Origin of the sequence: Pseudomonas sp. C32 (genome assembly GCF_030417915.1) — a bacterium.
Taxonomy (GTDB): domain Bacteria; phylum Pseudomonadota; class Gammaproteobacteria; order Pseudomonadales; family Pseudomonadaceae; genus Aquipseudomonas.
In genome coordinates, this window is record NZ_JAUHUK010000017.1 from 22,724 (window position 1) to 45,655 (window position 22,932).

Annotated in this window: 9 protein-coding genes and 1 pseudogene; 6 read left to right on the forward strand and 4 right to left on the reverse strand. The window is 61.2% G+C overall.

The window, feature by feature from the left end:
- Positions 1-108 precede the first annotated feature (108 nt).
- Positions 109-13,107 carry a non-ribosomal peptide synthetase gene (locus QYH43_RS19325; RefSeq protein ID WP_301157843.1) on the reverse strand — a complete coding sequence of 4,333 codons (12,999 nt, stop codon included), beginning with the start codon at positions 13,105-13,107 and terminating at the stop codon, positions 109-111.
- Positions 13,108-13,482: 375 nt separating this feature from the next.
- Here QYH43_RS19325 and QYH43_RS19330 point away from each other — a divergent pair, with 375 nt between their 5' ends.
- Complete coding sequence (locus QYH43_RS19330; RefSeq protein ID WP_301157844.1) at positions 13,483-14,031, forward strand: RNA polymerase factor sigma-70; 549 nt, start codon at positions 13,483-13,485, stop codon at positions 14,029-14,031.
- A gap of 63 nt (positions 14,032-14,094) precedes the next feature.
- On the opposite strand, the pseudogene QYH43_RS19335 reads toward QYH43_RS19330, so the two are convergent.
- The 3 genes and pseudogenes from QYH43_RS19335 to QYH43_RS19345 all read right to left on the reverse strand — a co-directional run.
- A pseudogene (locus QYH43_RS19335) lies at positions 14,095-14,733 on the reverse strand (GNAT family N-acetyltransferase); the annotation flags it as partial.
- Between the two features lie 114 nt (positions 14,734-14,847).
- A complete protein-coding gene (locus QYH43_RS19340; protein WP_095060743.1) occupies positions 14,848-15,666 on the reverse strand; it encodes an ABC transporter substrate-binding protein in 819 nt (272 codons plus the stop codon).
- Between the two features lie 91 nt (positions 15,667-15,757).
- Positions 15,758-16,384, reverse strand: coding sequence for a TetR/AcrR family transcriptional regulator (locus QYH43_RS19345; RefSeq protein ID WP_301157845.1), 627 nt, complete (start codon positions 16,382-16,384; stop codon positions 15,758-15,760).
- Positions 16,385-16,562: 178 nt separating this feature from the next.
- Between QYH43_RS19345 and QYH43_RS19350 the strand changes: the two genes are divergently transcribed.
- The 5 genes from QYH43_RS19350 to QYH43_RS19370 are packed head-to-tail and all read left to right on the forward strand — an operon-like array spanning position 16,563 to position 22,844.
- Complete coding sequence (locus tag QYH43_RS19350) at positions 16,563-18,365, forward strand: acyclic terpene utilization AtuA family protein (protein WP_301157846.1); 1,803 nt, start codon at positions 16,563-16,565, stop codon at positions 18,363-18,365.
- Between the two features lie 12 nt (positions 18,366-18,377).
- Positions 18,378-19,247, forward strand: coding sequence for an SDR family oxidoreductase (locus QYH43_RS19355; RefSeq protein ID WP_095060746.1), 870 nt, complete (start codon positions 18,378-18,380; stop codon positions 19,245-19,247).
- Between the two features lie 3 nt (positions 19,248-19,250).
- Complete coding sequence (gene atuC, locus QYH43_RS19360) at positions 19,251-20,867, forward strand: geranyl-CoA carboxylase subunit beta (RefSeq protein ID WP_301157847.1); 1,617 nt, start codon at positions 19,251-19,253, stop codon at positions 20,865-20,867.
- A 25-nt stretch (positions 20,868-20,892) separates the two neighbouring features.
- The gene (atuD, locus tag QYH43_RS19365) at positions 20,893-22,050 is read left to right on the forward strand and encodes a citronellyl-CoA dehydrogenase (protein WP_095060750.1); all 1,158 of its coding nucleotides are present in this window, start codon (positions 20,893-20,895) and stop codon (positions 22,048-22,050) included.
- Positions 22,047-22,844 carry an enoyl-CoA hydratase-related protein gene (locus QYH43_RS19370; protein ID WP_095060752.1) on the forward strand — a complete coding sequence of 266 codons (798 nt, stop codon included), beginning with the start codon at positions 22,047-22,049 and terminating at the stop codon, positions 22,842-22,844. The genes atuD and QYH43_RS19370 overlap by 4 nt, the downstream gene beginning before the upstream one ends.
- The last annotated feature ends 88 nt before the right edge of the window (positions 22,845-22,932 follow it).

The window sequence follows — 22,932 nt, forward strand, 5'->3', positions numbered from 1 at the left end:
TGGCAAGCCAGCTCCTACAAGATCGGTGGTGTTCACTAAATTTGTGTTCACCACCAACCCCGTAGGAGCTGGCTTGCCAGCGAAGAGGCCAATCCAGACGCTAGAGAATCAAAGCCCCTCCAGCTCCGCCATCAAATCATTCAATCGATCCACCTTCTCTTCCGTGATATCGCTGGCCGCCAGCCCTTCGATGTACCCGGCCAGTTCTTCCACCGTACTGCACTCGAACATCGCCCGCAGTGGCACATCCCGTTGCAGGGTTTTCTGCACACGGGAGGCGATCTGCGTGGCCAACAGCGAATGCCCGCCCAGTTCGAAGAAGTTGTCGCGAATGCCGACTTTCTCGACCTTCAGCACCTCGGCCCAGATAGCGGCCAGGGTTTGCTCCAGATCACTGCGCGGCGCTTGATAGTCCTGGCTCTGCGTCTGGCCGATGTCCAGCGCCGGCAGGGCCTTGCGGTCGAGTTTGCCGTTGGCGTTAAGCGGCATTTTGTCGAGCCACAACCAGTGCAGCGGCACCATGTATTCGGGCAGTTCGGCGCGCAGGCGTTGCTTGATGCGCTCCAGTCGTTCGACGGGATTGAGCGTTGAATCAGCCGCCACCAGATAACCCACCAGATGCTTGCCATTCGTGCCTTCCTGCACGCCAACGGCAGCATCACGGACTTCGGCTTGCTCATGCAGGCGCGCTTCGATTTCGCCCAACTCAATGCGGTAGCCGCGAATCTTCACCTGATGGTCGATGCGCCCGACGTATTCCAGTACGCCATCACTGCGCCGACGAGCCAGGTCGCCGGTGCGGTACAAACGATCACCCGGCGCGCCGAACGGGTCCGGTACAAATACCTGCGCAGTGCGCAGCGGGTCACTGACATAACCGCGCCCTACCCCCGTGCCCGCAACGCACAACTCACCCACCGCACCCAGCGGCACCAGCTCCTGCGCGCCGTCCAGCAAGTACAAACGGTTGTTGTCGGTCGGCGTGCCGATCGGCAAGTAGCTGCCGCGTGTCGAGGCGATATCAACACGGAAAAACGCCACGTCATCCGAGCATTCCGCCGGACCGTAGGCGTTCACCAAACCGATCTGCGGGTAACGCAACAGCCATTGATGTGCGAGTTCTGGCGGCATGGCCTCACCGGTCGCCAGCATCCAGCGCAAGCCGTCGAGGCTCATGCGTTCCTGGGCGAGCATGCCCTGGATCAGCGACGGCACGCTTTCCAGCACGGTGATGCCCTGGCTCTGCACGTGCGCCAACAAACCCTGCGGATCATGGGCGATGGTGTTCGGCACAATGTCGACCCGCGCGCCGAACAACGGCGCAGCAAGGAACTGCCAGACGGAAATGTCGAAGCTTTGCGACGCAGTTTGCGCGATCACGTCGGCTTCACTCAGATTCAGATACGGCACCTTGCTCAACTGGTTGTTGAGCATGCCGCGCTGTTCGACCATCACGCCCTTCGGCAACCCGGTAGAACCGGAGGTGTAGATCACGTAGGCGAGGTTGTCCGCCGCGCTGTAGATACCCGGGTTGCTTACCGAAACATCACTGGCCTGCACCTCCTCCCAAACCAACAAGCGAGGGCGATTGGCGCAGCCGAATTCTTCCAGCAGCGCGACAGCCTGCTCGCGACACGCTTCGGTGCAGACCAGCAACGGTGTGCGGCTGAGGTCAATGATGCGGCTCAAACGCTGGCTTGGAAGACCCGGATCCAGCGGCAAGTAACCCGCCCCGGCCTTGAAGCTACCGATGATCATGCCGAGCAGGTCGAGATTACGTTCCGCCAGCAACGCCACCGGTTGATCCAGCCCGACACCGGCGCCGATCAGCGCATGTCCGAGACGGTTGCTGCGCTGGTTCAGCTCGAAATAACTGTGCTGTTGCGTGAGGCAACTGGCGGCAATCCGCTGCGGATGCTCGGCAACCTGCGCTTCGAACAACTCGACGTAACTGGTCTGCAGTGGATACTCGCGGTCGCTCTGGTTACAGCCATGGATCAGAAAATCCTGCTCCTCGACGCCGAGCAACGGCAGGTCAGCCATGTCACCGTGGAAGCCTTCGACCAACGCCAACAGCAACCTTTTGAACTCGCCGAGCATGCGTTCAACCGTCGACTCATCGAAGTAACGCTGGTCGTAGGACAGGTGCAAGCCCAGATCATCCCCCGGATAGCACACCGCTGTCAGCGGGAAGTTGGTGTGAGTGCGGCCCGAATCGGAAGTCGCGTTAAGGCGCTGCGCACGGTCCAGCACCGAGACTTCCACCGGGGCGTTTTCGAACACGAACAAGCTGTCGAACAGCGGCTGGCCCTTGGGCAATTCGCTGTTTTCCTGAATGCTCACCAGCGGCAGGTATTCGTACTCGCGCAGTTGCATGTTGCTGTCGAGCAGCCCGGTCAGCCACTGGCGCACGCTGCAACGCTGATCGTCCTCAGGCATTTTCACCCGCAGGGCGATGCTGTTGATGAACAGGCCGACGGTGCGCTGCATCTGCGGCATGTCCACCGGACGACCCGCCACCGTGACGCCGAACAGCACGTCGCGATCACCGCTCAAGCGGCGCAGCACCAGCGCCCACGCCGCTTGGGCGAAGGTGTTGATGGTCAGTTGATGAGCCTGGGCCAATTCGCGCAACTGTGCACCGTCGCGGGCATCGAGCCTGGTGTAGCGGTCGCCGACGATCATGCCGCCGCTGTCACCGGCATGTTCACGCAGGAACGGCCGGTCGCTCGGGATTGGCGTGGTCCGCTCGAAGCCTTGCAGATTGGTTTTCCACCACTGCCGCGCTTCGGCCAGGCTCTGGCGTTGCAGCCAACCGATGTAGTCGCGATAGCGCGGCGGCACGGCCAATTGCGCCTCGCGGTGTTCACCGAGGGCGGTGTAGATCTCGAAAAAATCGTTCATCAGCAACGAGCGGCACCAGGCATCGATGAGGATGTGGTGATTGCTCATCATGAACCAGTAGCGCGCCGCGCCAACCCGGATCAGGCGCAAGTGGAACGGTGCCTGATTGAGCAGATCGAACCCGGCCTCGCGTTCGGTCTTGAGCAAGGTTTGCAGCTTCGGCTCTTGTTCGGCTTCGGCGATATCACTCCAGTCGAGGTATTCGATCGGCGTACTGCCCGGTTTGTGGATCACTTGCAGCATGTCTTCGCCGACGTTCCAGCAGAACGACGCACGCAGTGCTTCATGGCGGGCGATCACCGCTTGCCAGGCCTGGGCGAAACGCGCCGGTTCGAGCTCGCTGTTGATGCGGTAGCGGTCCTGCATGTAATACAGGCCGGTGCCCGGCTCCAGCAAGGTGTGCAACAGCATGCCTTCCTGCATCGGGGTCAGCGGGTAGACGTCTTCGATGACAGCGGCCGGAATCGGCAGTGCATCCAGTTGCGTCTGGCTGAGTTTCGCCAGCGGGAAGTCCGACGGCGTCAGGCCTCCGGCATCGTCGCGCAGGCAATGTTCGATCAGGCTTTGCAGTTCACCAACGTACGCGTCCGCCAATTCATTGATGGTTTGCGGATCGTAACGTTCAGCGCTGAAGGTCCAGCGCAACAGCAGTTCACCACCGTAAACCTGACTGTCGACACTCAACTCGCTAGGCAGCGGTGCTTTCGGATCGTGGGCCGCGCCGACAGGTTCATCGAGCGGATGGAACAACGCCTCCGCGCCAAAACTCTGGTCGAACTGACCGAGGTAGTTGAAGGTGATCGGCGCCACCGGCAACTTGGCCATGCGCTGGCGACTCAAGTCATCGGCGAGGTAACGCAGCACGCCATACCCCAGGCCTTTGTGCGGCACAGCGCGCAGTTGTTCCTTGATGGCCTTGATCGATGCGCCCTGCCCGGCTGCCTCTTCAATGTTCGAAGGCGTCAGACGCAGCGGGTAAGCACTGGTGAACCAACCAACGGTGCGGGTCAGGTCGATCTCGTCGAACAGCGCTTCGCGGCCGTGGCCTTCCAGTTGAATCAGCGCCGACGCATGACCGCTCCAGCGACACACCACGCGGGCCAACGCCGTCAGCAGCAAGTCGTTGACCTGGGTGCGATAGGCGCTCGGCGCCTGTTGCAGCAATTGCCGGGTGCGCTCGCTGTCGAGGCGTACGCTGACGGTTTGCGCATGCCGGTTCTGCCGACCGCCCTCGGGATGATCACAGGGCAACTCGGCACTCGGCCCCGCCAGTTGAGTCTGCCACCCACCCAGTTCTTCACGCAGGGATTCGCTGCCGGCATACGCGTGCAAGCGTGCGGCCCAGTCTTTGAAGGCGCTGGTTTTGGCCGGCAGTTTCACCGACTGTTGCGTGTCGAGTTGGCGGTACACGGTTTGCAGATCGTCCAGCAGAATGCGCCAGGAAACGCCATCGACCACCAAGTGATGAATCGCAATGAACAGGCGTTGCCGACCCTCGGGGCCATCGACCAGCAGCACACGCATCAACGGTCCTTCGTTGAGGTCGAGGCTGCGCTGGGCGTCGGCGAACAGCGCTGCACATTTGTCCAAGGACGAAACCCGCACCTGCCACAACACCGGGGTATCGGCAATCGCCTGATGGGCCGCATGCCATTGGCCACCCATTTTGTCGAAGCGCAGGCGCAAGGCATCGTGCTGTTCGATCACAGCCAACAGTGCTTGCTCCAGGCGATGCGGCTCCAAAGGCGCGGTCGGTTGCAGCAACAACGCCTGGTTCCAGTGTTGACGCTGCGGGATGTCGGTGTCGAAGAACCAGTGCTGGATCGGCGTCAGACGCGACTCACCGCTGAGCAAACCCTGTTCGGCGGTGATCTGTTCGGTGCGGGTCGCCACGGCGGCGAGGGTCTGCACGGTCTGGTGCTGGAACAGGTCGCGCGGACTGAAATGAATACGCTGCTGCCGCGCCCGGCTGACCACTTGGATCGAAAGGATCGAGTCGCCGCCCAGTTCGAAGAAGTTGTCGTTGAGGCCGACTTGCCCGACGTTCAGCACTTCGCACCAGATCTGCGCCAGCGTGACTTCGAGCTCGTTGCTCGGCGCCACGTAGCGTTGACGGTTCAGCTCCGGATCCGGTGCCGGCAAGGCGCGTCGGTCGAGTTTGCCGTTAGCGGTCAGCGGCATGCTGGCCAACAGGATCAGGTGCGTCGGCACCATGTAGTCCGGCAATTGCGATTTCAGATGCGCCTTGAGGGCTTCGCGCAAAACCGATTGCTGCGCTTCGTCCTGTTCGGCGACGTCCGTCACCAGATAGCCAACCAACTGTTTGCCGCTCGGTGCGTCGAACGCCAACACAACGGCTTCGCGAACCGATTCATGCTCCAGCAGCCGGGCTTCGATTTCGCCCAGCTCGATACGGAAACCACGAATCTTCACTTGATGGTCGATACGACCGAGGTATTCCACCAGGCCATCGGCGCGCTGGCGCACCAGATCGCCCGTGCGGTACATGCGCCCGCCATTGCCGGCAAACGGATCGGCGACAAAGCGTTCTGCCGTAATCCCCGCACGTTGGTGATAACCCTGCGCCAGGCCAGCGCCACCGACGAACAGTTCGCCCGTCGCACCCTGCGGAACCAATGCCATGTCGGCGTCGAGGATGTACGCCACACGATCGCCGATCACGCTGCCGATCGGCACACTGCCCAAGCCTTCTTCCAACACCTCGGGCGCAAGGCTGGCCAGCGGCATGACCACGGTTTCGGTTGGACCGTAAGCGTTGAAAAACAGATTCGGTTTGAACGCTGCACGAATACGCGCCAGGTGTTCGCCGGTCAGCGCTTCGCCACCGGTGATGATCATGCGTACCGGCAAGGTATCGCCCTGAGTCGCCAGCCATTGCGCTAACTGGCTGCCATAGCTTGGAGTGAAACCGAGCACGTTGACGTGGTGGGTACGGATCAGTCCGCAGATTTCTTCGGCATCCCATTGGCCCTGAGCGCGCAAGACGACCTGCGCGCCACAGAGCAACGGCACCAGCAGACGCTCCGTCGCGGCGTCGAAGTTGATCGAATAGAAATGCAGTTCGCAGTCGTCCGGGCGCATGCCGAAGCGCTCGATCACGGCGCGGCAGTGCATGGCGATTTCGCCGTGGGACACCACCACACCTTTCGGCTTGCCAGTGGAGCCCGAGGTGTAGATGAGGTACGCCTGATGCTGCGGCAGGTTGATGTATGGCAGCTCAGTGTCCGGGTAATCGGCCAGTTTTGCCGCGTCTTCTTCCAGGCTCCAGCGACCCACCGTCGGCGGCAATTCCCCCAGGGCTTTGAACATCGCCGCATCACTGAGCAGCAAACCGATGCCACTGTCTTCGATCATGTAATGCAAACGGTCGAGCGGGTATTCAGGGTCCAGCGGCACATAGGCGCCGCCGGCCTTGAGGATCGCCAGCAGACTGACGACCATTTCCAGTGAACGCTCAAGCGCCAGCCCCACGCGCACCTGCGGACCGACGCCACGTTCGCGCAGCATCCACGCGAGACGGTTGGCGCGACGGTCGAGTTCGGCGTAGCTCAGGGTTTGCCCGGCGAAGGTCAGTGCCAGTGCATCGGGGCGCGCCTGGGCCTGCTCGCTGAACAGCTGATGAATGCACTGGTCGAGTCGATGCTCGCCCGGCTCGACGCCAAGACTGTCGAGCAGATGTTGTTGTTCGCTGGCGTCCAACAGCGGCAATTCACTGAGACGCTGCTGCGGACCGGCAATCAGCGCTTCCAGCAGATTGCGCCAGTGCGCGGCCATTTGCGCGATGCGCGGCTCGTCGAACAGATCGGTGCTGTAAGTCAGGCAGCAACCCAGGCGATGGTCGAGATCGGTGACTTCCAGGTTGAGATCAAACTTGGTCGCCCGGGCATCGTTGGCCAAGTACTCGACGGTCATACCCGCCAGGGTGCGGCTTTGCTGGAATTCCCAGCGCTGCACGTTGCACATCACCTGGAACAACGGGTTGTAAGCCGCACTGCGCGGCGGCTGCAAGGCTTCCACCAGATGATCGAACGGCAGGTCCTGATGGGACTGGCCTTCGATCACGGTGTGACGGACCTGCTCGAACAATTCGCCCACGGACATCTGCCCGTCAAGTTGGCAACGCAGCACTTGGGTATTGAGGAACGCACCGATCAGCCCTTCGCTTTCCGGGCGAATTCGGTTGGCCACCGGCGCACCGATGCGCAAATCGGTCTGGCCGCTGTAGCGGTACAGCAAAGTGGCCAACGCAGCGGTCATGGTCATGAACAACGTCAGGCCGTTTTGCGCGTTGAAGGCGCGGACCTTGGCGGCAAGCTCATCGCTGAGGTCGAAACGGTACAGTTCGCCCTGATGGCTTTGCACCGGTGGACGCGGGCGGTCGGCGGGCAACTCCAGCAGCGGATGCTCGCGGCCCAGTTGTGTGGTCCAGTAATCGAGCTGACGCTGACGTTCACCGGATTCCAGCCACTGACGTTGCCACACGCTGTAATCCAGGTATTGCACCGGCAGCGGTTGCAGCGGCGACGCGCGATCATCCACGAACGCTTCGTACAACACGCTCAGTTCGCGGGCGAAGATGTCCATCGCCCAGCCTTCGGTGACGATGTGGTGCAAGGTCAGTACGAAGTAGTGTTCCTGCTCGGCAGTCTTGACCAGGCACGCACGCAGCAGCGGTCCGGTTTCCAGATCAAACGGCTGATGCGCTTCGTCGTCAGCCAATTGCTGGACCTGCCACTCGCGGCCTTCGGCATCCAGCGCGGTGAAATCCTTCCATGCCATGCGCACACCGGTTTGCGCGTGCACGTGTTGGCGAGCGACGCCGTCGATGCTCGGGAACGTGGTGCGCAGGGTTTCGTGACGCATGATCAACGCTTGCAGCGCCGCTTCGAAACGCGCGACATCCAGCACCCCGCGCAACCGCGCCATGCCACCGACGTTGTAGGCCGGGCTGTCCGGCTCCATCAGCCAGAGGAACCACATGCGTTGCTGGGAATAGGACAACGGCAAAGGTTGGCTGCGGTCGACTTTCTCGATGGGCGGCTGCTTGTTGGTGCTGCCGCTGGCGTGGATCCGACGCACCTGTTCGGCAAACTCGCCCAGCTCGCTGTTCTCGAACAATGTACGCAGGGGCAACTCGACGTCGCAGGCCTGGCGAGTGCGGGAGATGATTTGCGTGGCCAATAGGGAATGACCGCCGAGGGCGAAGAAGTCATCGCGCAAACCGACTTGCGCCAGCCCCAGCACTTCGCGCCAGATACCGGCAATCTGTTGCTCCAGTTCCGTCACTGGCTCGACGTGCTCGCGAACCTGCCACTGCGGTACCGGCAAGGCGCGGCGGTCGAGTTTGCCGCTTGGGCTGAGGGGCATTTCGTCCAGGCGCATCAGCTGCGCAGGCACCATGTATTCCGGCAGTTCGGCGGCAAGGGCAATTTTCAGGCGCGCCGTTTGAGCGTCTTCGCTTTCGTCGCCATCCATCGCCGTGTAGTAGCCGATCAGTCGACCTCCCGCCGCGGTTTCGCGCACCAGCACCACGGCTTGGGTGACGCCTGCTTGGGCCAACAAACGCGCTTCGATTTCCTCCGGTTCGACGCGAAAACCACGCAGCTTCACCTGCTGATCGAGGCGACCGAGGTATTCGATCACGCCCTCGGCGGTCCAGCGCGCACGGTCACCGGTACGGTAGAGACGTGCGCCCTGCTCACCCGATGGGTCGACCACGAAACGCTCGGCAGTCAAACCCGCACGGCCCAGGTAACCTCGCGCCAACCCAACGCCGCCGATGCACAACTCACCCGGCACCCCGGCCGGGACAGGGTTGAGATCACTGTCGAGGATTCGGCAGATCACATTCCCCAGCGGCCGGCCAATCGGCGAGCGTTCACCATCGGCGCGGGTGCAATGCCAGTGGGTGACGTTGATCGCCGTCTCGGTCGGGCCGTAGCGGTTGTGTAATTGCACGGCCGGCAGTTGTGCCAGCACGCGGTTGCGCAGTTCGGCGGGCAATGCTTCGCCACCCGAGAACACGCGACGCAGGCTGCTGCATGCAGCGGTCAGCGCTTCGTCGATAAACAGCGAAAGCAGCGGCGGCACGAAGTGCAGCGTGGTCACGCCGAACTGCTGGACCAACTGCGCGATGCGATGGGGATCGCGGTGTTCTCCAGGCCCGGCGATCAACAAGCGTGCGCCCGTGATCAGTGGCCAGAAGCATTCCCACACCGACACGTCGAAACTGATCGGCGCCTTTTGCATCAGCACGTCGGTGTGGTTCAGGCGATAGGTGTCCTGCATCCAATGCAGTCGTTCGGCGAGTGCCGCATGGGTGTTGCCGACGCCTTTGGGTTGCCCGGTGGAACCGGAGGTGTAAATCACATACGCAAGGTTGTCGCCGTGCAGGTGCAAGCCCGGGGCATGGCTCGGCCAGCCGTCCAGATGCAGGGCGTCCATGGCGATCACGCTGACGCCACCGCTGGCCGGCAAGCGGTTGAGCAATGGCGTTTGGGTCAGCAGCAATTGCACGCCGCTGTCGCCGAGCATGTAGGCCACGCGCTCGGCCGGGTAATCCGGGTCCAGCGGCACGTAGGCGCCACCGGCCTTGATGATCGCCAACAGGCCGATGAGCAATTGCGGCGAACGCTCGCAGGCAATCGCCACGCAGACATCCGGGCCGACGCCTTTGTCGCGCAGGTAATGGGCCAGGCGATTGGCCCGAGTGTGCAATTCGGCGAAGTCCATCTGGCCGCCGTCCCACAGCAGCGCAGTACGCTCGGGCGTCTGGCGTGTTTGCTCGTTAAGCAATTCCGGCAACCACAGGCTGGCCGGCGTGCACGGTGCAGCAGCCCAATCCGCTTGCTGATCAATCTCGGACTCAGTCAGCAATCGCAAATCGCCGAGGGCGCTTTGCGGACGCTCACAGACGTCACGCAACAGGTTGTTGAAGTGCACCGCCAAACGCTCGATGGTCACGGCATCGAACAACTCACTGGCGTAGTCGAAGGACAGGCTAAGGCGACCGTTGCGGTCTTCTTCACTGTGCAACTGCAAATCAAACTTGGCTTCGCGGCTGTGCCACGGCAGCTCTTCGGCCAGCAGGCCCGGCAAGCGTTTCAATGCGCTGAGGTCGCGCTGCTGGTAATTGAACATCACCTGGAACAGACCGTGTTCGCGAGCCTGCGGGAACGCTTCGAGCAGTTGTTCGAACGGCAGATCCTGATGGGCTTGTGCGCCCAACGCCGCCAGACGGGTTTGCGCCAGCAGTTCAACGAACGGCAACCGCGGATCCACCTCGGCGCGCAGCACCTGAGTGTTGATGAAGAAGCCGATCAGGCCTTGGGTTTCCAGGCGCGGACGGTTGGCGTTCGGCACGCCGATGCGGATATCGCGCTGGCCGCTGTAGCGGTGCAACAACGTCTGGAACGCGGCGAGCAACAGCATGAACGACGTTGACTCATGAGCCTGCGCAGTCCGACGAATCGCCGCGCTCAGGGCCGAATCCAAGCGCACGGTGTGACGCGCAGCGCTGTGCTGTGGTTGTGCCGAACGGGGATGGTCGGTGGCCAGACTCAAGGTCGGATGTTCATCGCCCAGTTGTGCTTTCCAGTACGCCAGTTGCCGCTCGCCTTCACCCTGCGCCAGCCATTGGCGTTGCCAGCTGCCGTAATCGGCGTATTGCGTGGGCAACGGTGCCAGTGTCGCGGGCTGCCCTTGGCTGGCTGCCGCGTACAAACGGGAAAACTCGTCAATCAACACGTTCAGCGACCAGCCGTCCGCGATGATGTGGTGCATCGTCACCAACAACTGGTGATCCTCGTCGTCGAGACGCACCAGCGTCACCCACAGCAAGGGGCCTTTCTCCAGATCGAACTGGGTGTGTGCTTCGTCCTCGCGGATTTGTTGCGCGCGGGCTTCACGCTCGGCCATCGGCAGATCGCTGATGTCGATCATTTGCAGGTTGAAGTCGCCCGCCGCAATCACCTGCTGCAACGCCACGCCGTCACGCTCGAAGAACCGCGTGCGCAGGGATTCGTGACGCTCGATCAACTGCTGGAAACTGGCGCGCAAGGCGTCTTCATCCAGTTCGCCGCGCAGGCGCAAGGCACCGGGAATGTTGTAAGCGCTGCTGTGCGGGTCGAGTTGCCAGGTGATCCACAGACGGTTCTGGGCCAGGGATTGCGGCATCGCTTCGACGCGTGACAACGGTGTGATCGCGCCTTGGGCCAGTCCGCCATCCTGTTGCTGCCGGGCCACGACCTCGGCGAATGCGCCAAGGGTCGGTGCTTCGAACAACAGGCGCAGGTTCAGCTCCAGAGCGAGTTCTTCGCGCAACCGCGCAACCACTTGGGTGGCCGCAATGGAGTTGCCGCCGAGCAGGAAGAAATGATCATCCGCGCCGATCTGCTCGACCTGCAACTGCTCGCACCAGATCCGGGCGATCAGGGTTTGCAGTTCGGATCCGGATTCGCTGTTGCCGGTGCTTTCAGCCGCCACCGCCGGAAACACTGCGTAGCTGTCGAGGCTGCCGTCCGCCAGGCGGTTGCGGCACGCCGAGCGTTGCAGCTTGCCGCTGGACGTCTTGGGCAATGCGCCCGGATTTAGCAGCACCACCACGCTCGGCGCTTCCTGACAGGCCTCGGCAACGGCCTGACGAATCGCTTTGATCACCGCGTCTGGCGGCAGAATTTTTTGCATGCTGCGACTGATTTCGGCGGCAATGCCGATGCCTTCCAGTCCGTCGATGGAAACCGCAAATGCGGCGACGCGACCTTTGCGCACCACCCCCACTTCACGCTCGATGGTTTGCTCGATGTCTTGCGGATAGAGGTTGTGGCCGCGCACGATCAGCATGTCTTTCAGGCGACCGGTGATGAACAGTTCACCGTTGCGCATGAAGCCCAGGTCACCGGTGCGCAGCCAGGTGCGACCGGCATGCTGGACAAAGGTTTTGGCCGACGCCTCAGGGTTGCGCCAGTAACCTTGGGCGATGCTCGGCCCGCTGGCCCAGACTTCTCCAACGCTGTTGTCCGCCCGTTCACCGAGCGACGCCGGATCGATGATCAACACCGCATGATCCGGCTGATGGATGCCGCAGCTCATGATCGCACTGCCCTCGCCCGGTTCGGCGCGATTTTGCGTCAGGGCCTGATCGTCAACGCGCAGGCTGCCAATACCTTGCCCGCGTGGGGTGCCAGCGACGAACAGCGTGGCCTCGGCCAAACCGTAGGACGCCATGAAGCTGTCCGTGGAAAAACCGCAGGTCGCGAACTTTTCGGCGAAGCTTTCGAGGGTATCGAGACGAATCGGTTCGGACCCGGAATACGCCACGCGCCAGCCGCTCAGGTCGAGGCGTTGCAAGGCCGACTCACTGACCCGTTCGTTGCACAGGCGATAGGCAAAATCCGGCCCGCCGCTGATGGTGCCGCCGTACTCGCTGATCGCTTCGAGCCAGCGCAAGGGTCGACCCAGAAAGTACGCGGGCGCCATCAACACACACGGCACGCCGCTGAAAATCGGTTGCAGCAAACCACCGATCAGGCCCATGTCGTGGTACAGCGGCAACCAGCTGACGATCACGTCGTCAGGGTTGAGGTCGATACCGAAACCGTGACGAATCAACAGCTCATTGGCGACCAGATTGCCGTGGCTGACTTGCACGCCTTTAGGCAGCGCGGTGGAACCTGAGGTGTATTGCAGGAACGCGATGTGATCGTCTTGCAACGGCGGCGCGACCCAGCGCTCGGCCATGTCGGTATCGAGCGTATCGACACACAACAGCGGCGGAGCGCCTTCTATTTTCGACAACGCATCGCGCAGGTCAGCGCTGGTCAGCAGCAGACGCGGCTCGGCATCGCCAATGATCGACAGCAAACGCTCCTGATGATGACGACGGGTCGACTCCGGCGGATAGGCCGGCACGGCGATGACACCGGCGTACAGGCAGCCGAAAAATGCAGCCACGTAATCAGGCCCACTTGGAAACAGCAGTACCGCACGGTCGCCAAAATCAGCCTCGGCCTGCAACGCTCCGGCAATGGTCCGCGCGCGTTGATCCAGTTCGCGATAACTGAGCACCACAGCCTGGTCCGGGGTTTCGGCGAGAAAACGCAAGGCCACCCGATCCGGCGTCAGGGCCGCACGGCGCTGGAGGGCTTGGACCATTGAGCTGGGGAGTTCGAACGCGTCGGTCATGAGGTTTCCTGCCTGATTTCGGCTTGCAATTGGAATCGGTTTTCTGGCGTCGCGCCCCATCGGGAGGCACGCAGGACGCGGTCTTCACCGACCGCGCAAGGCATTGGGAATGCGGTTGTCACCGGGACCGTTGCCCGGGTCCATTCACCAATGAGAACGGATGACGTTCTGAAATAATTAGTCGCCAAGCCTGGACGCCGGACGGGCCGGCCTGCGTCAGCGTGTCGCAGTTCTCACTCTGCACCTTTGCAGCGCATTAGTTCTTCTTCTCATTTGACAATCATTATCATTAAGCCTAATTTGTCGCTCGATGTGTAGGACGGCACCCCCCGATTTACCCCGTCCCACTAACCTTTTGGCAGCAGGGTGATTTCCATGATGGAACCAGTGTCCACAAGCAGGTGCGATACACCGCTACTTCAGGCTTTTGTCGATAATCGATTAATTCTGGTGAAGATCGCAGCGCGAATTACCGGCTGCCGCTCCCGTGCCGAAGATGTTGTGCAGGACGCCTTCTTCCGCTTGCAATCAGCGCCGCAAATCACCAGTTCGATCAAGGCGCAGCTCAGCTATCTGTTCCAGATCGTGCGCAACCTGGCGATCGATCACTACCGCAAGCAGGCGCTGGAGCAGAAGTATTCCGGGCCTGAAGAGGAAGGCCTGAACGTGGTGATTCAAGGCGCATCACCGGAAACGTCACACATCAACTTCTCGACCCTGGAACACATCGCCGATGCGCTGACGGAGCTGCCGAGCCGCACCCGCTATGCCTTCGAGATGTACCGTCTGCACGGCGTGCCGCAAAAAGATATCGCCAAGGAATTGGGTGTTTCGCCGACCCTGGTGAACTTCATGATTCGTGATGCCTTGGTGCATTGCCGCAAGGTGTCGGGCAGTCGTGGTGAGTCTTCTGCCCGCCACTGAATAAAAGATCGCAGCCTTCGGTCCACTTCTGTAGGCGCTGCCGAAGGCTGCGATCTTTTGCTTCTACGTCAATTCGCACCGATCAAAAAACCGCTCCCGCCCCAACACCATCAAGGCCGCGCGCTTGTGCGGGAAGTCGAATTCTTTTTCGCAGCGGAAACCTTGATCCTGCATGTAACCGATCATCTTCGCGTTATCGGCGCGAGGTTCGGCGACGACCCGTTGCGTGCGCGGATCATCGAGAAAAAGGTAATGCACCAGCGCCGATAACCAGCTCGCCACCTTGTGCGGTCCACGGTGATTTTCCTCGCCCACCAGCATGTGAATGCCACGGTCGTAATCGGCTGCGTCATAGAACGGCGCAATGCGATCTTCCTTGGCCCAGTAGGCTTCGAAATAGGCAAACGGCTGGTCGTCAAAGCAGCCAATCAACGTCAGGGTATGGGGATCGGCTTCGAGTTTGCTCAGGTAATCGCGATGCTGTTCGAGGCTGCCCTCCTCCTGCCAGAAACTCGCGACACGCGGGTTGTTCTGCCAACAGTTGAAACGCACCAGATCCTGTTCGATGTCCAATGTGCGCAGGGACACCCACATGCCCAAACGCGCATCGAAGCGGCGATAGACTTCACCATCGGGTTTGACCGGCCGTAGAGGATGTCGCTTGCCAGCGCTCATGATCATTTGCTGCGGACAGCTGCCGGTCGGCAAGTGCAGGGCGTTGAGGTCATTCAAATTGGGCATGGGTCGGGCTCGCGATAATCGTCGACAGTTCAACGATGTGACGTGAGCCGCAGGGGAAAATTTAGGGGAAGTCCGTCAGTTCGCGACTGTGGGGGCCTTTTCAGCGGGAGGGATCGGTACCACCACAATCTTGTACGGGCCGAAGATCTTCAGCATCTGGCCATTCTCGCGCAGGGCTTGCAGCAAGTTGCCGAAGGTCTCGCCGCTGATGGGCGCTGCCGGACGCAGAATGGCGTAGTGGTGATAGATCTGGTCGACGCGCTCGGACACCAGCAACTGTTCGGCGACATGATCGTTGCGCAAAAAATAATCGCTCAGGTATGAGCGCGTCAGCAGTGCAATGTCGGCGCGCCCGCGCAATACCATCAACAGATTGCTGTCGTGGGAATAGGTCAGCGTGGCCTTGTAGTTTTTCGCAAGGTACTGGGGGTCGGCATTGAAATTGGCGAATTCATAATGATAGCCGCTGAACAACGCCAGACGTTTGCCGGTCAGGTCGGCAAAGTAGTTTTGCTGTCGATCGAGCTGGCGTTGCGCGACAAAGACCTCGGCATCTTCCAGCCCCATGTCGACGGCGACGTGGGGAACACTGTCCCAACCCCAGGCGGGATTTTCGAAGATTGCCATGTCGATCCGGCCCTGCAGGAAATCACCGAAACGCCGGGGGATGGAGGTGGGCACCACCACGAACTGGTAGTCGGTTTGTGAAGCGTTGAGCGCCTGGATCAGTTGCGGCAGCAATCCCGTGTCGGCCCCGGACTCCGGGCGTACGGTGTAAGGCGGAAAGTGAGCGGCACCCACGCGCACCAGTTGTGCGGCCTGGGATGGCATCATCGTTAATGCCGCAAGCGTCACCAGCAAAAGCCGCGAGACTGTCCGGATTGGCAACCCCATCAAAACAACCCACTCCCCGATAAAACAGCATCAATGCATTAAAACCAGGCGTTCCGTCCAATTAGCCAGCATTTGGCCAGCCATTACAAGCTTATTGCTTCCCCTCAAGTACAAGAATCAACGCCTCTTCGGCCAATTGATCGAGGCTCATGCTGCCATCGGCGCGAAACCAGGTCGTGGTCCAGGACAAGGCCCCGGTCAGAAACCGTCGCGTGATGAACACATCACCGCGGATAAACCCGGCGCTCTTGGCCTCACCCAGCACTTGCAACCAGATGTCTTCGTAAATATCCCGCAGCGCCAGTACCTTGGCCTGGCCGTCCTCGGACAGCGACCGCCATTCGTAGACCAGCACCGCCATGGCCTCACCGCTGCCGCCCATGATCGACTGCAATTCACAGCGGATCAGCGCCAACACCTGCTCGCGCACATTGCCTGCCTCGGCGATGGCCGCGCGCATCAACGCGGTATTGTAGCGAATGGTCTCCTCCATCACCGCCCGCAGGATTTCGTCCTTGCTCTTGAAGTGATGAAAAATGCTTCCGGACTGAATGCCCACAGCGCCGGCCAGGTCGCGTACCGTCGTGCGTTCATAGCCTTTATTGCGGAACAGATGAGCCGCCACTTGCAGCAGCTTGCCACGGGCGCTGTCCGGATCGGTCAACTGGCCGCTGTCGACCAATTCGCGCATGACGCTCAGGGCTTTTTGCTCGTCCACGCATTCTCTCCTACAGTCGATCAATCCAATACGCCGATCCCCCTGAAACATTGGGGTTGCGCGGGCAATTTAAGCTGACGGCCGCAACCAAGCAAGCGCTTGGGAAGAAGAAACATTCGAGGATTTACAAACCAAGCGCTTGCTTGGTAATGTCGCTGCACTTCGGTTGGAGGTGGCTATGCAACGGACTACGCCTGAAACGATTCGCATTGGTTGTGCCAGCGCCTTCTGGGGCGACACCTCGACCGCGGCCGCGCAACTGGTGGAGCACGGGCACCTGGACTATCTGGTCTTTGATTACCTGGCAGAAATCACGATGTCGATCATGGCCGGTGCCCGCATGAAAGACCCTCAGGCGGGTTATGCGGGCGACTTCATCGAGGTCCTCAGCCCTCTGCTCCAACGGCTTGCCGAACAAAACATCCGCGTCATCAGCAATGCCGGCGGGGTCAATCCACAGGCGTGCGCCGCCGCCCTGCAAGCCGCCTGCGACAAGGCCGGCGTGACGCTGAAAATTGCCGTGCTGCTGGGGGATGACCTGCAACCGCAGTTCAAGCAACTCAGCAGCGTGGGCATTCATGAAATGTTCAACGGCGCGCCATTGCCGCCGATGTGCGTGTCAACCAACGCCTACCTCGGTGCGCCGGGCATCGTCGAGGCCTTGCGCCTGGGGGCGGACATCGTCATTACCGGCCGCGTGGTCGACAGCGCCGTGGTCAGCGCTGCCCTGGTGCATGAGTTCGGCTGGTCGTGGCACGACTACGACAAACTGGCCCAGGCCGCGCTGGCCGGGCATATCATCGAATGTGGCGCCCAGTGCACCGGCGGCAACTTTACCGATTGGCGCGACGTGCCCGATTACGAGCACATCGGCTTCCCGATCGTCGAGGTCAGCGCCGACAGCCAATTTGTCGTCAGCAAACCGGAAGGCTCAGGCGGCTTGATCACGCCGCTGACCGTTGGCGAACAAATGCTCTATGAGATCGGTGACCCACGGGCCTATCTGCTGCCCGATGTGGTCTGCGATTTCACTCAAGTAAAACTACAGCAACAAGGCAAGAACGCGGTCCGGGTCCACGGCGCAAAAGGCTTGCCGCCGACCGCTCAGTACAAGGTCAGCGCGACGTATCCGGACGGCTTTCGCTGCACCGCCAGTTGTCTGATCGCCGGTATCGATGCGCACGACAAGGCCCGTCGGGTCAGCGACGCAATCATCAACAAGACCTCGGACATGTTCAGTCAACGCGGTTGGGCACCGTACAGCGAAGTGAACATTGAACTGCTCGGCAGCGAGGCCACTTATGGCCCCCACGGCCAGCGCCGGGACACTCGCGAAGTGGTGATCAAGCTCGCGGTGCGTCATCCGAACAAGCAGGCGTTGATCATGTTCTCTCGGGAAATTGCTCAGGCCGCTACCGGCATGGCGCCGGGGCTGACCGGGATTGTCGGTGGTCGGCCGACGGTGTATCCGCTGATCCGCCTGTTCTCGTTCCTGATCGACAAAACCGCCTGCACGCTGGACATTGATTTCATGGGCCGTCGTCACCCGTGTGCCTTGCCCGCCCTGGACGCGCTCGACACCCAAGACCTGCCCATCCCGGTCGAGCCACCCAAACCCGATGGTCGCGCCGACGCCAGCGTGGCCTTGATCAAACTCGCGGTCGCGCGCTCCGGCGACAAGGGCAACCACAGCAATATCGGCGTCATGGCCCGCGAGCCCGAATACCTGCCGTGGATCGCCGAAGCCTTGACCCCGGAAGTGATCGTCGACTGGATGAGCCATGTCCTCGACCCGATTTTCGGGCGAGTCGAACGCTGGTATCTGCCCGCTAGCCACAGCCTGAATTTTCTGCTGGAGAACGCCCTCGGTGGCGGTGGCATCGCCAGCCTGCGGATCGACCCGCAAGGCAAGGCCTTCGCCCAGCAATTGCTGGAAATCCAGATTCCGGTGCCGCAGCGCATCGCCGACCAGGTCAACTAGAGGACTGCCGCCATGGCCTACGATTCGATTTTCAAAGCCGACCTGTTTGCTGGCCAAAACATCATTGTCACCGGTGGCGGCAGTGGCATCGGTCGTTGCACCGCCCACGAACTGGCCGCCCTCGGTGCCCATGTTCTGCTGATCGGACGCAAGGCCGACAAACTCAAAAGTGTCGCAACGGAAATCGTCGAAGACGGTGGCAAGGCGGATTGGGCGACTTGCGACATTCGCGATGAAGAAGCGGTTACGCATCTGGTCAGTGAACTGATCCGCCAGCATGGCCCCATTCATGGACTGGTCAATAACGCTGGTGGGCAGTACCCATCGCCCCTGGCCTCGATCAATCAAAAGGGTTTCGAAACAGTGATGCGCACCAACCTGGTGGGCGGTTTCCTGATGGCCCGGGAAGTGTTCAACCAGTCCATGAGCAAGCACGGCGGCGCCATCGTCAACATGCTGGCCGACATGTGGGGCGGCATGCCCGGCATGGGGCACTCCGGCGCAGCACGTTCGGGCATGGACAACCTGACCAAGACCGCCGCGTTCGAATGGGGTTATGCCGGGGTGCGGGTCAATGCCGTGGCACCGGGCTGGATTGCCTCCAGCGGCATGGACACCTATGAAGGCGCGTTCAAAGCCGTGATCCCGACCTTGCGTGAACACGTGCCGCTCAAACGCATCGGGACAGAATCGGAAGTCAGCGCCGCGATTGTTTTTCTCCTCAGCCCGGCCGCAGCGTTCGTCAGCGGCAGCACGTTGCGCATCGACGGTGCCGCCAGCCTTGGCGGGCGTGCCTGGCCGATCCACAAGGCGACTAACAGTGAGTCTTACAACGGTTTCCACCGCGCCTACCTTCCCGATGTCCTCAAGGACAAGGAATAACCCATGCCGGTGATTCAGTCGCAACTCGATCCCCATAGTGAACAGTTCGCCCAGAACCGTGCGGCGATGCTGAGCGCGATAGAGCAGGTGCGCACACTTGAACAGAACCTGCTGAGCAAGGCTGCCGAGGCCAAGCCGAAATTCGAGAAACGCGGTCAGCTGTTGCCCCGGGAACGCCTCAATCTTTTGCTGGACCCTGGCGCGCCGTTCCTCGAGTTGGCGAGTCTGGCCGGTTTCAAGCTGCACGATGACAAGGACGGCAACTCCGCCGGTGGCGGTCTGATCGCCGGTATCGGCTACGTCTCGGGTGTGCGGGTGCTGGTGGTGGCGAACAACAGCGCGATCAAGGGTGGAACCATCTCCCCCAGCGGTCTGAAAAAATCCCTGCGCCTGCAACAGATCGCCATGGAAAACAAACTGCCAGTGATCACCCTTGCCGAAAGCGGCGGCGCCAACCTCAATTACGCAGCGGAGATTTTCGTCGAAGGCGCGCGCAGCTTTGCCAACCAGGCGCGGATGTCGGCGATGGGCCTGCCACAGATCACCGTGGTGCACGGTTCAGCCACCGCTGGCGGCGCTTATCAACCCGGTTTGTCGGATTACGTGGTGGTGGTGCGCGGCAAGGCCAAGTTGTTTTTGGCCGGCCCGCCGCTGTTGAAGGCCGCCACCGGCGAAGTCGCGACGGATGAGGAACTGGGCGGCGCCGAGATGCACGCGCAAACCGCCGGCACCGCCGAGTACCTGGCGGAAAACGACGCCGACGGTGTGCGTCAGGTGCGCGAGATCGTCAGCCTGCTGTCATGGAACGATCAACTGCCCTGGTTACCTGAACCACAATGGGCAGAGCCGCTCTACCCCATCGACGAACTGCTGGGGCTGATCCCGGACGACCCGAAAAAACCTTACGACGTGCGCGAAATCATTGCCCGCATTGCCGATGGCTCGAACTTCCTCGACTTCAAGGTCGAGTTCGATCAGCAGACCGTCTGCGGTCACCTGAAAATCCAGGGACGGACCTGTGGTTTCATCGGCAACAACGGCCCGATCACGCCCAAAGGGGCGAGCAAGGCAGCGCAATTCATTCAGCTGTGCGACCAGAGCCAGACACCGCTGCTGTTTTTCCACAACACCACCGGGTTCATGGTCGGCACCGAATCGGAACAGCAAGGCGTGATCAAGCATGGCGCCAAGATGATACAAGCGGTGGCCAACGCCCGTGTGCCCAAACTGACCGTCGTCGTCGGTGGCTCCTATGGTGCCGGTAACTATGCGATGTGCGGGCGCGGCCTCGACCCGCGCTTCATCTTCGCCTGGCCCAACAGCCGCACTGCGGTGATGGGCGGTGCCCAGGCAGGCAAGGTGCTGCGCATCGTCACCGAGGCCAAACAAGCCAAGGATGGCCTGGTGCCCGACCCGAAAGTGCTCGACATGCTCGAACAGGCCGCCGCGCAGAAACTCGACAGCCAGTCCACGGCGCTTTACGGCAGCGCCAATCTGTGGGACGACGGTTTGATCGACCCACGGGATACCCGAACGCTGCTCGGCTACTTGCTGGATATCTGTCACGAGGCCGAAATACGGTCGCTGCAAACCAACAGTTTTGGCGTTTCGCGTTTTTGAATTGATCGTCAGGAGAACAATAAAAATGATCTTCACCCAGGAACACGAAGCACTGCGCCGCACGGTTCGCCAATTCGTCGAGCACGAGATCAATCCGCACGTAGACGAATGGGAAAAAGCCGGACGCTTTCCGATCCACGAGATTTTCCGCAAGGCCGGCGACCTTGGTTTGCTGGGCATTTCCAAACCGGAAAAATTCGGCGGCATGGGGCTCGACTACAGCTATTCGATCGTCGCTGCCGAGGAATTCGGCACCATCCATTGCGGCGGCATCCCGATGTCCATCGGCGTGCAGACCGACATGTGCACCCCGGCCCTGGCCCGTTTCGGCTCCGATGAGTTGCGTGATGAGTTCCTGCGCCCGGCCATCAGCGGCGAACAGGTCGGCTGCATCGGTGTCTCCGAAGTCGGTGCGGGTTCCGACGTGGCCGGGCTGAAAACCAGCGCACGCAAGGACGGTGACGACTACGTGATCAACGGCAGCAAGATGTGGATCACCAACTCACCGAGCGCTGATTTCATCTGCCTGCTGGCGAACACATCGGACGACAAACCGCACATCAACAAGTCGTTGATCATGGTGCCGATGAACGCGCCGGGCATCAGCCTCAGCTCGAACCTGGACAAACTCGGCATGCGCAGTTCGGAAACCGCCCAGGTGTTTTTCGACAACGTGCGCGTACCGCAGCGCAACCGCATCGGCCATGAAGGCGCGGGCTTCATGATGCAAATGCTGCAATTCCAGGAGGAACGCCTGTTTGGCGCCGCCAACATGATCAAGGGCCTGGAATACTGCGTCGACAGCACCATCGAGTACTGCAAGGAGCGCAAAACCTTCGGCAATGCGCTGATCGACAACCAGGTCATCCACTTCCGCCTGGCCGAACTGCAGACCGAAATCGAATGCCTGCGGGCGCTGGTCTATCAAGCCACCGAGCAATACGTCAAAGGCCAGGACGTTACGCGCCTGGCCTCCATGGCCAAGCTCAAGGCCGGACGGCTGGGCCGCGAAGTCAGCGACAGTTGCCTGCAATACTGGGGCGGCATGGGTTTCATGTGGGACAACCCGGTCGCCCGCGCCTATCGCGATGTGCGACTGGTCTCGATTGGCGGCGGTGCCGACGAAATCATGTTGGGGATCATCTGCAAACTCATGGGCATCCTGCCTGGGAGAAAGAAATGAACAACCTGCCGGTTTGCCAGACCTTGTTGTTGGAACTGCACAACGGCGTGTTGCACGTCACCCTCAACCGCCCGGAAAGTCGCAACGCCATGAGTGTGCAAATGGTCACCGAATTGCGTTCGGTGCTGGCCTCGGTCCGCGATAAACCGGGGGTTCGCGCCTTGGTGATCGGCGGCGTCGGTGGGCACTTCTGTGCCGGCGGCGATATCAAGGACATGGCCAATGCCCGCACTCAGGGTCCGAATGCCCATCGCGATCTGAACCGGGTGTTCGGTGCGCTGCTGCAAGAGATGCAACACGCGCCACAGGTGGTGATCACGATCCTGCAAGGCGCCGTGTTGGGTGGCGGTTTCGGCCTGGCCTGTGTCAGCGATATCGCCATGGCCGATCATTCGGCGCAATTCGGCCTGCCGGAAACCAGCCTCGGTCTGTTGCCCGCGCAGATCGTGCCGTTCGTGGTGCAACGCATCGGCCTGACCCAGGCCCGGCGACTGGCCCTGACCGCGGCCCGTTTCGATGGGATCCAGGCTCGGAAGATGGGGTTGGTGCATTTTGTCGAGCATGATCCACAGGCGTTGGCCGAGCGTCTCGACGAGGTGTTGGCCCATGTGTTGTGTTGCGCGCCGGGGGCCAACGCCGCGACCAAGAAGCTCTTGCTGGCGAGCGCCGGACAACCGACGGATGCCTTGCTGGACGAGGCTGCCGAATGGTTCAGCGAGGCGGTGACCGGGCCTGAAGGGGTCGAAGGAACGATGGCCTTCTTGCAAAAACGTAAACCGGGGTGGGCTTCTTGAAAGCATCGCTGGCAAGCCCGCTCCTACAGGTTCTGTGTGCGACATAAACCCACTGTAGGAGCTGGCTTGCCAGCGATGAGGCCCGATC

Excerpts from the sequence above, each read along its gene's own strand:
- QYH43_RS19370 (WP_095060752.1), top strand. The coding sequence starts at position 22,047 with ATGAACAACCTGCCGGTTTGCCAGACCTTGTTGTTGGAACTGCACAAC.
- QYH43_RS19355 (WP_095060746.1), top strand. The coding sequence starts at position 18,378 with ATGGCCTACGATTCGATTTTCAAAGCCGACCTGTTTGCTGGCCAAAAC.
- QYH43_RS19330 (WP_301157844.1), top strand. The coding sequence starts at position 13,483 with ATGATGGAACCAGTGTCCACAAGCAGGTGCGATACACCGCTACTTCAG.
- atuC (WP_301157847.1), top strand. The coding sequence starts at position 19,251 with ATGCCGGTGATTCAGTCGCAACTCGATCCCCATAGTGAACAGTTCGCC.
- atuD (WP_095060750.1), top strand. The coding sequence starts at position 20,893 with ATGATCTTCACCCAGGAACACGAAGCACTGCGCCGCACGGTTCGCCAA.
- QYH43_RS19325 (WP_301157843.1), bottom strand. The coding sequence starts at position 13,107 with ATGACCGACGCGTTCGAACTCCCCAGCTCAATGGTCCAAGCCCTCCAG.
- QYH43_RS19350 (WP_301157846.1), top strand. The coding sequence starts at position 16,563 with ATGCAACGGACTACGCCTGAAACGATTCGCATTGGTTGTGCCAGCGCC.
- QYH43_RS19340 (WP_095060743.1), bottom strand. The coding sequence starts at position 15,666 with ATGGGGTTGCCAATCCGGACAGTCTCGCGGCTTTTGCTGGTGACGCTT.